Annotated in this window: 11 protein-coding genes and 1 pseudogene; 7 read left to right on the plus strand and 5 right to left on the minus strand. The window is 72.2% G+C overall.

The genetic code is table 11. The features are described from left to right. Positions 1-59: 59 nt before the first annotated feature. Entirely contained in the window at positions 60-1,187 is a 1,128-nt protein-coding gene (locus tag AB0M30_RS31210; protein WP_364590995.1) for an AI-2E family transporter, read from the plus strand. A gap of 27 nt (positions 1,188-1,214) precedes the next feature. Here the strand turns inward: AB0M30_RS31210 and AB0M30_RS31215 are convergent, their stop codons facing one another. The 4 genes and pseudogenes from AB0M30_RS31215 to AB0M30_RS31230 all read right to left on the minus strand — a co-directional run. Continuing rightward, a complete protein-coding gene (locus AB0M30_RS31215) occupies positions 1,215-2,000 on the minus strand; it encodes a DUF3592 domain-containing protein (RefSeq protein WP_364590967.1) in 786 nt (261 codons plus the stop codon). Between the two features lie 99 nt (positions 2,001-2,099). Beyond that, positions 2,100-2,570 carry a cyclophilin-like fold protein gene (locus AB0M30_RS31220; protein ID WP_364590998.1) on the minus strand — a complete coding sequence of 157 codons (471 nt, stop codon included), beginning with the start codon at positions 2,568-2,570 and terminating at the stop codon, positions 2,100-2,102. Positions 2,571-2,584: 14 nt separating this feature from the next. Further along, complete coding sequence (locus AB0M30_RS31225) at positions 2,585-2,824, minus strand: hypothetical protein (protein ID WP_364591001.1); 240 nt, start codon at positions 2,822-2,824, stop codon at positions 2,585-2,587. Positions 2,825-2,894: 70 nt separating this feature from the next. Continuing rightward, positions 2,895-3,251, minus strand: a pseudogene (locus AB0M30_RS31230) (SDR family NAD(P)-dependent oxidoreductase); the annotation flags it as partial. A gap of 127 nt (positions 3,252-3,378) precedes the next feature. Here AB0M30_RS31230 and AB0M30_RS31235 point away from each other — a divergent pair. Then, the gene (locus tag AB0M30_RS31235; RefSeq protein ID WP_364590970.1) at positions 3,379-4,260 is read left to right on the plus strand and encodes a helix-turn-helix domain-containing protein; all 882 of its coding nucleotides are present in this window, start codon (positions 3,379-3,381) and stop codon (positions 4,258-4,260) included. Here AB0M30_RS31235 and AB0M30_RS31240 read toward each other — a convergent pair. Next, a complete protein-coding gene (locus tag AB0M30_RS31240) occupies positions 4,245-5,105 on the minus strand; it encodes a helix-turn-helix transcriptional regulator (RefSeq protein ID WP_364590973.1) in 861 nt (286 codons plus the stop codon). The genes AB0M30_RS31235 and AB0M30_RS31240 overlap by 16 nt on opposite strands. Positions 5,106-5,249: 144 nt before the next feature. On the opposite strand from AB0M30_RS31240, the gene AB0M30_RS31245 reads away from it, so the two are divergent. The 5 genes from AB0M30_RS31245 (at position 5,250) to AB0M30_RS31265 (ending at position 12,397) form a co-directional block, all read left to right on the plus strand. Further along, entirely contained in the window at positions 5,250-6,266 is a 1,017-nt protein-coding gene (locus AB0M30_RS31245) for a zinc-dependent alcohol dehydrogenase family protein (protein WP_364590976.1), read from the plus strand. A gap of 95 nt (positions 6,267-6,361) precedes the next feature. After that, on the plus strand, positions 6,362-8,236 hold the full coding sequence (locus tag AB0M30_RS31250) for an MFS transporter (RefSeq protein ID WP_364590979.1): 1,875 nt from the start codon (positions 6,362-6,364) through the stop codon (positions 8,234-8,236). Between the two features lie 6 nt (positions 8,237-8,242). Further along, positions 8,243-9,223: a xanthine dehydrogenase family protein subunit M gene (locus tag AB0M30_RS31255; RefSeq protein WP_364590982.1), complete on the plus strand. Its 981-nt coding sequence runs from the start codon at positions 8,243-8,245 to the stop codon at positions 9,221-9,223. Then, positions 9,220-11,415: a xanthine dehydrogenase family protein molybdopterin-binding subunit gene (locus AB0M30_RS31260; protein WP_364590985.1), complete on the plus strand. Its 2,196-nt coding sequence runs from the start codon at positions 9,220-9,222 to the stop codon at positions 11,413-11,415. Before AB0M30_RS31255 ends, AB0M30_RS31260 begins: the two co-directional genes overlap by 4 nt. Positions 11,416-11,989: 574 nt before the next feature. After that, positions 11,990-12,397: a cupin domain-containing protein gene (locus tag AB0M30_RS31265; protein ID WP_364590987.1), complete on the plus strand. Its 408-nt coding sequence runs from the start codon at positions 11,990-11,992 to the stop codon at positions 12,395-12,397. Positions 12,398-12,993: the final 596 nt, after the last annotated feature.

The following is a 12,993-nucleotide window of genomic DNA, read 5'->3' on the forward strand; positions in this document are numbered from 1 at the left end:
ACAGTGCGGTGCCCATGACTCCCCCCGCCGATCCGGCCGCCGAAGGACATCACCCGCTGGTGGGGCAGCCCCACAGCGATGACGAAGAAGGCACGGTCGCCGAGGCCGAGGCCGAAGCCGCGGAAATCAGCACTCCGGAACAGCCTCTGGGCGGCATCGGGAAGCGGCTCGATCGGCGGTCGCCGTTCTTCATCGGCATGGCCGCCGCGGCCGGGGTCGCCGTGACCTACGGCTTGATCCAGCTCCTCGCCGGCGCCGAGCAGATCCTCGTGCTGGTCGGATTGGCCCTGTTCCTCGCCATCGGCGCGGAACCCGCGGTCTCGTGGCTGGTCACGCACCGCTTCCCGCGCTGGCTCGCCGTCACCACGGTGTTCGTCGTCGCCTTCGGTGCCGCCGGCGGATTCCTCGCCGCGGCGATCCCCGTGATCGTCGAGCAGGCCACCGCGTTGGTCAAGCAGGCCCCGGAGTACCTCCGCGAAGCGCAGGACCACAACACCTTCCTCGGCCGGCTCAACGAACGCTTCCACCTGCAGCAGGCGATCGAGTCGTCGTTCAGCTCCGGCGGCGGCCTCACCAGCGGTGTCCTGGGCGCCGGCAAAGCGGTCTTCAACGTCGTGACCGACGCGCTGATCGTGGTCGTCCTGACCATCTACTTCGTGGCCGACCTGCCCCGCATCCGCGCCACGATGTACCGGCTCATCCCGCACTCCCGCCGGCCGCGGGCGATCCTCATCGGCGACGACATCTTCTCGAAGGTCGGCGGCTACGTGCTGGGCAACTTGGCCGTCTCCGTCATCGCCGGCGTACTCACCCTGGTCTGGCTGCTGATCTTCGGCGTCCCCTACGCCGCGCTCCTGGCGATCGCGGTCGCGGTGCTCGACCTCATCCCGGTGATCGGCTCCGTGGTCGGCGGCGTCCTGGTGAGCCTCGTCGCGCTGACCGTCTCACTCCCGGTGTGCCTGGCGACCGTGGGATTCTTCGTCGTCTACCGGCTCGTCGAGGACTACCTGCTGGTGCCGAAGATCATCGGGAACGTGCTCAAGGTTCCCGCGCTGGTCACCGTGGTCGCCGTCCTGCTCGGCGGCGCGCTGCTCGGCATCATCGGGGCGCTCGTCGCCATCCCCGTCGCCGCGGCGATCCTCCTGCTGGTCGAAGAGGTGCTCTACCCACGCCTCGACCAAGCGTGACGAACCGGGCCAACGGAACGGTCCGGGCTACGTTCCCGGCCACGTCCGGGGTTCCCGGCCGTACGCCGGCACCTCGTACGGCCGCCGCCCGGTCTCGAAGAGGACGACCATTTCCCGGCCCGCGCCGCCCACCCACGCCGCGCGGCCGGGCTGGTGGCGCATCCTCGTGGCGCCGTGGCTGGACAGCGTCGCCCGCAGCGCCGCCCGGCTCCCGTCGCCGTACTCGACGAGCAGATCCGGCCGGTGCCCGTACCTCCCCGGGTCGGTTCGGACGGTGACCGCGGCCGGCCGCCAGCCGGTGCGCACCACAGCCTCGTGCCGCATCGACCACCGGCCCCAGCCGATCAGGCTGAAGACCGCGGCCGTCACCAGGCCCACCCCGACCATCCAGAAGAAGGCGGCCCCGCGGGGATCGACCCCGTCTTCCAGCGTCGTGCGCGCGCGGTTCGGGTCGGCGGGGTCGTAGACCACCGTGACCGACGCGCCCTCGACGTAGCGCCGCTTCGAGCTGACGCGGACGGAGGCGTAGTGAGGTTCGCCCCGCACGGAGTAGGAGACGTAGATCCCGCGCGGGTACCGTTCGAGCATCAGCACCGTGCCGGGCACCCGGGCACCGTCTTGCAGGAGCCTGCCGGCGGACGATTCGTAGAAGGCGAGCCCGGTGAAGACACCACCGGCGGCCACGAGCCACAGCGCGGCGAGGACCAGCGCCCGCCGGCCCAGCACGCGCAGCCGGCGGGTCTCGGCGCTCAGGTCGACGCTCTCGTGACCACCCGCGCCCTCCGGCGGCAGCCACTCCGAATCGTCCGGCATGAGATCAGCTTTCCACAGGTGAACACCGAGTACATCGAACTCGGACAGATCCGCGTCGCGCGGCCGCTGCCGGGATCGGCAACCCGGAAGGCCCGGGTTTCAGCGAGCGAGTTCGATCGTGACCCGGCCGGCGGTGGCGAGCACCTCGGCGCCGCCGTCGGCCAGGCGGCCGAGGAGGACCACGCCGCTCGCCGGAGGTGCGTCGCGGTAGTAGATCGCCAGGTTGCCCCACGGGGCGTAGAACGCCAGGTCCCCGGCCTCGGGGTCGGCGCTCGCCGCGGCGCCGGAGGTGGACAGCCGCCGGGGCAGGCCGGCGATCCGCTCCGACCCGTGGAAGTCGCTCAGCTTCAGCGTGAGCGGCAGGAGGGAGGCGAAGTCGCGGGCGGCGGCGCTGTCGTTCAGGGTCGCGTTCACGACGCGCTCTTGAACGGTGAGGCGGATGTTCACGGCGGTGGTGCTCCAGATCGTGGGTGTGAGGGTCGTCGAGGGCGCCGTGGGCGACGGCACTTCGGGGCGGCAGGCGGCCACGGCCAGCAGAGCCGCGGCCAGGATCGCGCGGGCGAGAAGCACGAGGTCCCCCCCGGTCAGTCCGGCATCGGTTCGGCGAAGTGCCGGAAGCCGTCGCGCTGGGAGTGGATGTCGAACAGGCGCTCGGCCAGAACGTCCGGGCTGCTGTGCTCCGCGTCGGGCCGGATGGCGCCGGGGACGATCAGCTGGGCGACGTGGATGTTTTCCGGCGCGAGCGCGTCGTGCAGCATGCGGGCGTAGGCGCTCTCGGCGGCGAAGGCGATCGAGGTGCCGGCGCGCTCGGGGTGCGGGCGCACGGCGGTGCCCCCCGTTCACGAACAGGACGGTCCCGCGGCCCAGCGCGCGCATACCGGGCAGCACGGCGGTCACCGCGGTGATCGGTCCGTGCACCGAAAAGTCCAGCGGGGCGACGAGGTCGCCGGTGCTCGTGTCGAGGACCGGCTTCATGAAGTCGGCGCGGGGCACCGGGCTGAACTGGAGGATCTCGACGGGCCCGAGGACGTCGGCGGCTTGCCCGAGTGCGGCGGTGAGCGAGGCGCGATCGAGCACGTCGGCGGGAAAAGCGCGGGCCTCGATCCCCTCGCGCGACAGGCCGGCCGTCAGCTCGGCCAGGCGCTCGGCGCGGCGGGCGATCAGGGCGACGGCGTGGCCGGCGGCCCCGAAGCGCCGCGCGGTGGCGAGCCCCAGGCCGGGGCCGGCGCCGATGAGTGCGAAGGTCGACATGGTGGCTCCTCGGTCGGGCTCGGCTTCCCCTCCAGGGAACCAGGCCCGGCCGTGCACCGCGAGGTTCTCCCGAAAGGTGTACTGGCAGGGGACCCTTCGCCGGCTCGGGCGGACCTAAGGTGGCGGGGTGGACAACCGCCGGCAAGTCCGTGACTTCCTCGTCTCGCGGCGCGCCAAGATCACCCCGGAGCAGGCCGGGCTCCCGGTCGGGAGCAAACGCCGGGTGCCAGGACTGCGCCGCAGCGAAGTCGCCCTGCTGGCCGACGTGAGCGTCGAGTACTACGCGAAGCTCGAACGCGGCACCCTCGCCGGTGTCTCCCCGTCCGTGTTGGACGCGGTGGCCCGTGCGCTGCAGCTCGACGACGCGGAACGGGCCCATCTGCTCGCCCTCGCCCGCGCCGCCGACGGCACGAGCGCGATCCTGCGGCGACGGCCCAAGGGCACCCGGTGGACCCCGCGCCGCAGCTTGCAGTGGGTCCTCGACGCCGTGACCGACGGGCCCGCGTTCGTCCGCAATGGACGGATGGACCTGCTGGCGGCGAACCGGCTCGCGCGAGCCTTCTATTCGGAGGTCTACACGAGCCCGCACCGGCCGAACATCGCCCGGTTCCAGTTCCTCGATCCGGCCTCGTACCGGTTCTACCCGGACTGGAGCTCGTTCGCCGATGTCTGCGTCGAGATCCTGCACACCGAAGCGGGCCGCAACCCGCACGACAAGGAACTCCACGACCTCATCGGGGAACTGTCCACCCGCAGCGACGAGTTCCGCACCCGGTGGGGCGCCCACAACGTCCGTCACCACGGCACCGGGTCGAAGACCTTCCACCACCCGGTCGTGGGAACCCTGACGCTCGCCTACGAAGGCCTCGAACTGGCCGCGGAACCCGGTCTGACCCTCACGATCTACGCCGCCGAGCCCGGGTCGCCGTCGGAAGAGGCGTTGCGGCTGCTGTCTTCCTGGGCTGCCACGCACGAAACCGAGCAGCCGAGCGGTCACCGTCCGGGCTGAGCCGCGGCCCAGGACGCCAGCAGCTCCAAGCCTTCCGCGGAGGGGGAACCGGGCACGGCGGTGTACACCACCAAGGTGAGCCCGGGTTCGGCCGCCATGGCCATCGCCTCCCACGTCAGGGTGAGGTCGCCCACGATCGGGTGATTGAAGCGCTTCACGCCGGTGCCGTGCCGCCGGACGTTGTGGGCGCCCCAGCGACCGCGGAACTCGTCGCTGCGGGTGGACAGTTCCCCGACCAGATCGTGCAGGCCCGAGTCGTGCGGGTTGCGCCCCGCTTCGGTCCGCAGGACGTCCACGGTGATGTCCGCGGCCAGGTCCCAGTCGGCGAAGAAGCGCCGGGACGCGGGTTCGAGGAACTGGTAGCGCGCCATGTTCGGCGTCGAGCTGCCGGAATACATGTCGCTGTAGAAGGCTCGCGCCAGCCGGTTTTCGGCCAGCAGGTCCAGCCGGCCGTTGTTGACGAACGCGGGCCCGGCGGTGATCGCGTCCAACGTCCACTGCAGACTCCGGCGCGGCGTCCACTTCTTCCCCGCGCGCTGCCGGGGGTGGGCGAGCACGTCGGCGCCCTCGGCGGTCTGGGCGAGGTGGAGCAGGTGGGCGCGTTCGGCTTCGTCGAGCCGGAGGGCACGGGCGACGGCTTCGAGCACGGCGGCCGAAGCGCCGGCGAGGTTCCCGCGCTCGAGTTTCGCGTAGTACTCGACGCTCACGTCGGCCAGCGCGGCGACTTCGCTGCGGCGCAGCCCCGGCACGCGACGACGGGTACCGCCCGGCAGCCCGGCCTGCTCCGGCGTGATCTTGGCGCGCCGCGAGACGAGGAACTCGCGGACTTCGGCACGGTTGTCCACAGCGCGACCGTACGCGCCGCCCCGGCACGGTGGGGTGTACTGCCGGTACACCCTTCGCCAGTGACTCGCGGCCGGCGCGTGGACGACGTTGTCTTGTGGTTGCGGACCATCCGGCCCGCAACCGCCACCGCAAGAGGAGTCACCATGCGCGGAGCCGTCATCCACGCTCCCGGCGACGTACGCGTCGAGCACCTCGACGACCCGAAGATCCAGCAGCCGGCCGACGCGATCATCCGCACGGTGCTCACCTGCGTGTGCGGCTCGGACCTGTGGCCCTACCGCGGCCTGGAACCGATCGGCGACCCGCACCCGATGGGACACGAGTACGTCGGCATCGTCGAAGAGGCCGGCAGCGAGGTGACCTCGGTCAAGCCCGGCCAGTTCGTGGTCGGTTCCTTCGCCACCTCGGACAACACCTGCGCGAACTGCCGCAACGGCTGGCAGTCCTCGTGCCTGCACCGTGAGTTCATGAGCACGTGCCAGGCCGAGTACGTCCGCATCCCGAACGCCCAGGGCACCCTCGTCGCCACCGCCGAGCACCCGGACGAGGAGTTCCTGCCCAGCTTGCTCGCCGTGTCCGACGTCATGGGCACCGGCTGGTACGCCGCCCTCGCCGCCGAGGTCAAGCCCGGCGGCACCGCCGTCGTGGTCGGCGACGGCGCCGTCGGGCTCTGCGGCGTCATCGCGGCCAAGGAACTCGGCGCCGAGCGCGTCATCGCCATGAGCCGCCACGAATCCCGGCAGAAGCTCGCCACCGCGTTCGGCGCCACCGACATCGTCACCGGACGCGGCGACGAGGGCGTCGCCGCCGTGAAGGACCTCACCGGCGGCCTCGGCGCCGACGCGGTGCTGGAATGCGTCGGCACCCCCGAGGCCATGCGGCAGGCCCTGAACGTCACCCGCCCCGGCGGCAACGTCGGGTTCGTCGGCGTCCCCCACGACGTGCGGATCGCCGGTGAAGAGCTGTTCTTCTCCCACGCCGGGCTGCGCGGTGGCCCGGCGCCGGTGCGCCGCTTCCTGCCCGACCTGATCGACCGGGTCCTCACCGGCCGCATCGACCCCGGCAAGGTCTTCGACCTCAGCCTGCCCCTGGACCAGGTCGCCGAGGGCTACCGGGCCATGGACGAGCGCCGCGCCATCAAGGCCCTGCTCACCCCCTGACCGCGGACGGGACGACCGGTCCGGGCCGCGGCGACGGTGGCGCGGCCCGGACCGGCGACGACCCGCCGACCCGCCGACCCGAAGGAGATACCCCCATGGACACCGGGACCACTCCCGGCCGCCTGCCCGCCGTCGTCTGGGTGCTCGCCGCCGGCACGTTCCTGCTGGGCACCACCGAGTTCGTCATCGCCGGCCTGCTGCCCGAACTCGCCGGCGACCTCGGCGTCGGCGTCCCGCAGGCCGGCCTGCTGATCACCGGCTTCGCCATCGGCATGATCATCGGCTCACCGACCATGGCCCTGGCCACCCTGCGGCTGCCCCAGCGCCGGACGCTGGTCCTGGCACTGGCCGTGTTCAGCCTCGGGCACGTCGTCGCGGCACTCAGCGGCTCGTTCGCGATCATCCTCGCCGCCCGTGTCGTCACCGCACTGGCCACCGGGGCGTTCTGGTCCGTCGGCTTCGTCGTCGCCACCGCCGCGGCCGGCCCGCGGAACTCGACGCGCGCGATCGGCGTCATGATGGGCGGACTGACCCTGGCCAACGTCGTCGGCGTGCCGATCGGGGCGTTCGCGGGCCAGTTCACCGGGTGGCGCGGCCCGTTCTGGGCGCTGGCAGCGCTTTCCGCGCTGGCCGCCGCGGTCGTCGGCCGGTTCATCCCCACCCGCGAGCGGCGCGCCGAGATCTCCGTCCGGGCCGAGATCCGGGCTCTGCGCCAGGGCCGGCTGTGGCTGGCACTCGCCGCCGCGATGCTGATCATGGGCGGGGTCCTGGCCACCTACAGCTACCTCGCCCCGCTGCTGACCGGCCGCGCCGGCATCCCGGCCGGCGCCGTCCCGCTCGCCCTCATCGCCTTCGGCGCCGGCGCCCTCGGCGGCACCACCGCCGGCGGCCGCCTCGGCGACCGGCACCCGATCGCGACCACCAGCACCGCGGCCGCGGTCACCGCCGCTGTCCTGTTCCTGATGATCCCGCTGTCCACCCAGCCCGTCGCGGCCATCGTCCTCGTGTTCCTGATGGCGTCGACCGGATTCACGGTCAACCCCGTCGTCACCGCCCTCGCCGTCCGCTACGCCGGCGACGCCCCCACCCTGACCTCCGCGCTCAGCACGTCGGCCTTCAACACCGGCATCGCCGCCGGCACCGCCATCGCGGGCACGGCCTTGGATTCGCTCGGCGTGACCGGGCCACCCCTGGTCGGGGCGATCACCGCCGCCCTCACCCTGCTGCCCCTCACCGCACTGGCCGGTCGCTCCCGCCGCACGAAGCCGACCGGCCAAGATACGGGTGATCCACCCGTTTTACGAGGTACTGCCAGTACACCGCCCGCCAGGGACTCCCCCGCGACGCGGACGCCTGATGAGGTCGGCCCCATGTCGCCCGAAAACGCGGAATCGCCGACCCCTCTCAGCCGGCGGACGTTCATCGCCGCCTCAGCCGTGGGCGGTGCCGCGGCCGTGGCCGACCCGGCGCTCCTGGGGGCCGAGCCCGCCGCCGCCGACGACGCCACCAGCAGCCGAGTCACCCTGACTGTCAACGGAAACCGACGCGCCGTCACCGTGGACAACCGGACCTCGCTGCTGGACCTGCTGCGTGAGCACTTCGGCTTGACCGGCACGAAGAAGGGCTGCGACGCCGGCGCTTGCGGCGCCTGCACGGTCCTCGTCGACGACCGGCGCGTCAACGGGTGCCTGACACTGGCGGTGCGGTTGGACGGCGCGCGGGTCACCACCATCGAAGGCCTCTCCCCCGGCGACGACACGCCGCTGCACCCGCTGCAGCAGGCGTTCATCGACCAGGACGCCTTCCAGTGCGGGTACTGCACCCCCGGCCAGATCATGTCCGGCGTCGGCTGCATCCGGGAGGGCCACACCGGGTCCCCGGAGGAGATCCGGGAGTGGATGAGCGGCAACATCTGCCGCTGCGGGTGCTACGTCAAGATCGTCAAAGCCATCCAGCAGGCGGGGAGCTGACGACCGGTGGAACCCTTCTCCTACACCAAGGTCTCCGACATCCGGGCCGCCATTGCGGCCGGGCAGCGCGGCGGGCGCTTCATCGCCGGCGGCACGACCCTGGTCGACCTGATGCGCGAGACCGTGGAACGCCCGGACTCGCTGGTCGACATCGGCCCGCTGCCGCTCACCGGCACCACCGCCACCCCGGGTGGCGGCCTGCGGATCGGCGCGCTGGTGCGGATGGCCGACGCCGCCGCGGATCCGCGCGTCCGCAGCGCCTTCCCGGTCGTCTCGGAAGCGCTGGAGCTGAGCGCGTCCGCCCAGCTGCGCACCATGGCCACCATCGGCGGCAACATCATGCAGCGCACCCGGTGCAGCTACTTCCGGGACGTCACCGCGAACTGCAACAAGCGTGAACCGGGTTCGGGCTGCGCCGCCCTCGAGGGCTACAACCGGGGTCACGCCATCCTCGGTGGCTCCGACGCGTGCGTCGCCACGCACCCGTCGGACCTCGCGGTCGCGTTCGCCGCGCTGGAGGCGAGCGTGCACCTGGAGGGTCCCGGCGGTACACGCACGGTCCCCTTCGCCGGCTTCCTCCTCCGGCCCGGCAGCACCCCGGACCGGGAACAGGCCCTGCGGCCCGGCGAGCTGATCACCGCGGTGGAGCTCCCGGCTCTCCCGCGTCCCCTGCGGTCCGGCTACCTCAAGGTGCGCGACCGGCAGAGCTACGAGTTCGCCCTGACCTCGGCCGCGATCGCCCTGCACATCCAGGGCGGCGTCATTCGAGCGGCGAAGGTCGCCGCCGGCGGCGTGGGCACCGTCCCGTGGAAACTGCCCGCCGTCGAGCAGCACCTGCTCGGCAAGCGTCCGTCGGAATCCCTGTGGGCCGAGGCCGCACAGCGAGCCGCGGACGGGGCCCGTCCGTTGCGGCACAACGGGTTCAAGGTCGCACTGCTCGAGCGCACGGTCGAACGTCAGCTGCGCGTCGTGGGAGGCACCCGATGACACAACCGCGAACCGCCGTCGGCTCCCCGCAGTCCCGGGTGGACGGACGGCTGAAGGTGACCGGGCGCGCGCTCTACGCCGCCGACCACCCGGCCGACGCTGTCCTGTACGCCGCCGTGGTCGACAGCAGCGTCGGGCGCGGGCACGTCACGGGCATCGACGACGGCGCCGCCCGCGCCCACCCCGGCGTCCGGCGGGTGATCAGTCACCTCAACGCGCCGCGGCTGCCGTACCTGGACAACCCGGGGTCGAACAACCCGGCGCCCGGCTCGCGGCTGCGGGTCTTCCAGGACGACCGGGTGCGGTTCTTCGGCCAGCCGGTCGCCGTCGTGGTCGCCACCACCCACGAGGCCGCCCAGCAGGGCGCCCGGCTGGTGAAGGTGTCCTACGCCGCCGAACAGCCGGTCACCGACCTGATCACCGCCCCGGCCGACGAGCCGGCGACGTACGCGCGTGGCGACGCCGACCGGGCGCTGGGCACCGCACCGGTCCGGCTGGACCTGACCTACCGGACCGCCCGCAACCACCACAACCCCATGGAACCGCACGCCACCATCGCCCGGTGGGACGGCGACCGGCTCACCGTGTGGGACAAGACCCAATGGGTGGTCGGCGGCACGCAACAGGAACTCGCCGCCGTCTTCGGGATCCCGCAGACCTCCGTTCGCGTCATCTCGCCCTTCGTCGGAGGCGCGTTCGGCAGCGGGCTGCGCGCCTGGCCGCACACCACCATCGCCGCCCTCGCCGCTCGCGAGACCGGCCGCCCGGTCAAGCTGGTGCTCACGCGCAGGCAGCTGTACTTCGGCACCGGGTTCCGGCCCGCCTACTCCTACCGGCTCCGGCTGGGTGCCGACCGCACCGGACGGCTCTCCGCGATGACCCACGAAATCCGCGGCGAAACCTCCAGCTACGAAACGTTCACCGAGGCGATGCTGGCGCCGGGCCAGATGCTCTACAGCACGCCCCACGTCCGCCAGGCCTATTCGACCGTGCCCCTGGACGTGAACACCCCGATCTGGATGCGGGGCCCCGGCTACGCCTCCGCCGCCCTCGTCATCGAATCCGCGATGGACGAGCTCGCGCACGAACTCGGCATCGACCCGGTCGAGCTGCGCGTACGCAACGAACCCGCGACCGACCAGGCCAGCGGCCTGCCGTTCTCCACCCGCCGGCTGCGCGAATGCTACGACGTGGGCGCACGAGAGTTCGGCTGGCGGCGCCGCGACCCGAAGCCGCGCTCGACTCGCGACGGCGACTGGCTGATCGGCACCGGGATGGCCGCCGCGGTCTACGACACCGCCCGCGCCCCGGCACAGGCCCACGTCCGGCTCAACGCCGACGGCACCGCACTGGTGCAGTCCGCGACCAGCGACATGGGCCCCGGCACCTACACCTCCATGCCCCAGGTCGCCGCCGACGCCCTCGGCCTGACGATGGACACCGTCCGGTTCCGGCTCGGCGACTCGCTCATGCCCCCGACCCCGCCCCACGGCGGCTCCATGACCATGGCCAGCGTCGGCTCCGCCGTCCAAGACGGCTGCGACAAGGTCCGCCGCCAGGCGATCACCCTCGCGGTCGGCGATCCGCGATCCCCCTTGCACGGTGTCGATCCCGGCGACGTCATCGTCCGCAACGGCCGGCTGCTCCTCAAGAACGACCCGACGCGCGCGGACACGTACCGGGACGTGCTGGCCCGCAACCACCGTGACCACCTCGAAGTGATCGGCTCCTGGGCTCCCGCCGAGGAGAACCGGTTCTCGATGTACGGCTACGGCGCGGTGTTCGCCGAGGTCGCCGTCGACGCCCGCCTCGGCCTGATCCGGATCCGGCGCATGCTCGGCGTCTACGACGCCGGCCGGATCGTCAACCCCAAGCTGGCCGACAGCCAAGCCATCGGCGGCATGGTGGGCGGCATCGGTGCCGCCTTGCTGGAGCACACCGTCACCGACCCGCGCGACGGCCGGATCGTCAACGCCGACCTCGCCGGCTACCTCGTCCCGGTCAACGCCGACATCCGCGACCTCCGCGCCGTCTACCTGGAGGGAGAAGACCGCGAAGCCGACCCCCTCGGCGTCAAAGGCCTGGCCGAACTCGTGCTGGTCGGCGTCGCCCCGGCCATCGCCAACGCGGTCTTCCACGCGACCGGACGACGCATCCGCGACTTCCCCATCACCGCCGATGCCCTGCTCTGACCGCGGCCGGTCATCGGAGGCGGGCTCAGCGGGTGCGGAAGTCCTCGGTGCGCAGGATGGCGACCGAGGTGTGGCGGGACTTGGCGTAGTCCGGGAAGTAGCCGCGGCGGTTGCCGCCGTGGTGCGGCAACCCGGCCTATCCGGGCTGATCTCGGCCCGCGCGACCAGGCGCTGGACACCGGCGGGGTGTTCCTGCCGATGATGACGGCCGGCCTGGCCGCCCTCGCTCTGCTCCGCCTCGGCCGGCGCCCGGAGGCGCGCGGCGAGCTGGAGCTGGCGCCCGGCTGTGCGGCCGCCACCGCACCAACTCGGGTGACCGTCGCGGTGATGGTTTTCGGTGGGGCCAGGGGCCCACGGTGATCCCGCCGATGATCGCGGCGCTCCTCACCCCCGGTACCCGCGCACCGGGCCGGGACCTCCAGCGGACTGCTCGGCACCAGCCGCCGGCTCGGCGGCGCGCCGGTGGTCGTGACCGGCCGTGCCCTGCCGGCCGCCCTCGCCGCTCCGGCCGCCGTCACCGCGGTCGCGGGCCTGGGTACTCGCCACCAGGACAAGAGCGACGAGAGGAACCACGATGCAGCACATCCCCGTCAACGACACGGTCAAGACCCCGGCCGGCCACTTCACCGGCGACGTCTACCTGACCCCGATCAAAACGCCCGAACCCCCCTCCCGCCTGGTCGCCTCCCTGGTCCGGTTCACCCCCGGCGCGCGCACCAACTGGCACTCCCACGCCGTCGGGCAAACCCTCTACGTCACCGACGGCATCGGCTTCGTCGTCAACCGCGACGGGCAGGTCATCCGCATGCGTGCCGGCGAGACCGTCTGGACCCCGCCCGGCGAGGAGCACTGGCACGGCGGCACCAGCACCACCTGCATGAGCCACCTCGCCCTGCTCGAAGGCCCCGAAGAAGGCGGCGACGGCACCACGTGGCTCGAACCCGTCACCGACCAGCAGTACCGGGACGCCCACCAGCAGTAGCGGACGCGGGCGACGGCGGAGCCATTGTGGACGATCGCCGGATATCGGCGGCCGGCGGTGGTGCACGGGGCTTCGCCAGGCCCGCTTCCGCGAAGTGCACTTTCACGACAATCGACAGCTCTTCGACGCCAAGGCCACCCCCCGTAGTACCGATTTCGCAGGTCACGGCACGACGCGCGGAGGTTCCCGTTTCGGCGGACGCTTCGGGCAGGGGTAAAACGTTTCAGGGTGCTTGACGCCGTTCAGGCACGACTGGCACGGTCGGCCTGGCAAGAGTGCCTCACCCGACTGGGGTAGCAAAGGGCAGGCGCTCTCGGTAACTGGGGTGATTTACGGGGGAAGGCTGGACCCACCCGCCGGAGCCGGGACACATCCGTTGGACAAGCCGGTCTTTTCCGTGCGGGTAATGCTCCGCTGACGGTTTGCGCCGAGGTTGTCCGGCTGCGGCGGAGTCCTCCGCGGTAACAGGAAATCGAAAGAAAGCGGACTTTCGCAGTGAATCTGAGAACCAAAATTCTGGCCACCATCACGTTCACGTTCGCCGCGGTCCTGGCCGTGGCCGTACCGGCGCCGGCGGCCACCCCGCCGCAAACCGT

This window comes from Amycolatopsis sp. NPDC051716 (assembly GCF_040681595.1).
GTDB lineage: Bacteria > Actinomycetota > Actinomycetes > Mycobacteriales > Pseudonocardiaceae > Amycolatopsis.

Coding starts and splice junctions, on each gene's coding strand:
- AB0M30_RS31250 (WP_364590979.1), top strand. CDS start 6,362: ATGGACACCGGGACCACTCCCGGCCGCCTGCCCGCCGTCGTCTGGGTG.
- AB0M30_RS31260 (WP_364590985.1), top strand. CDS start 9,220: ATGACACAACCGCGAACCGCCGTCGGCTCCCCGCAGTCCCGGGTGGAC.
- AB0M30_RS31245 (WP_364590976.1), top strand. CDS start 5,250: ATGCGCGGAGCCGTCATCCACGCTCCCGGCGACGTACGCGTCGAGCAC.
- AB0M30_RS31215 (WP_364590967.1), bottom strand. CDS start 2,000: ATGCCGGACGATTCGGAGTGGCTGCCGCCGGAGGGCGCGGGTGGTCAC.
- AB0M30_RS31265 (WP_364590987.1), top strand. CDS start 11,990: ATGCAGCACATCCCCGTCAACGACACGGTCAAGACCCCGGCCGGCCAC.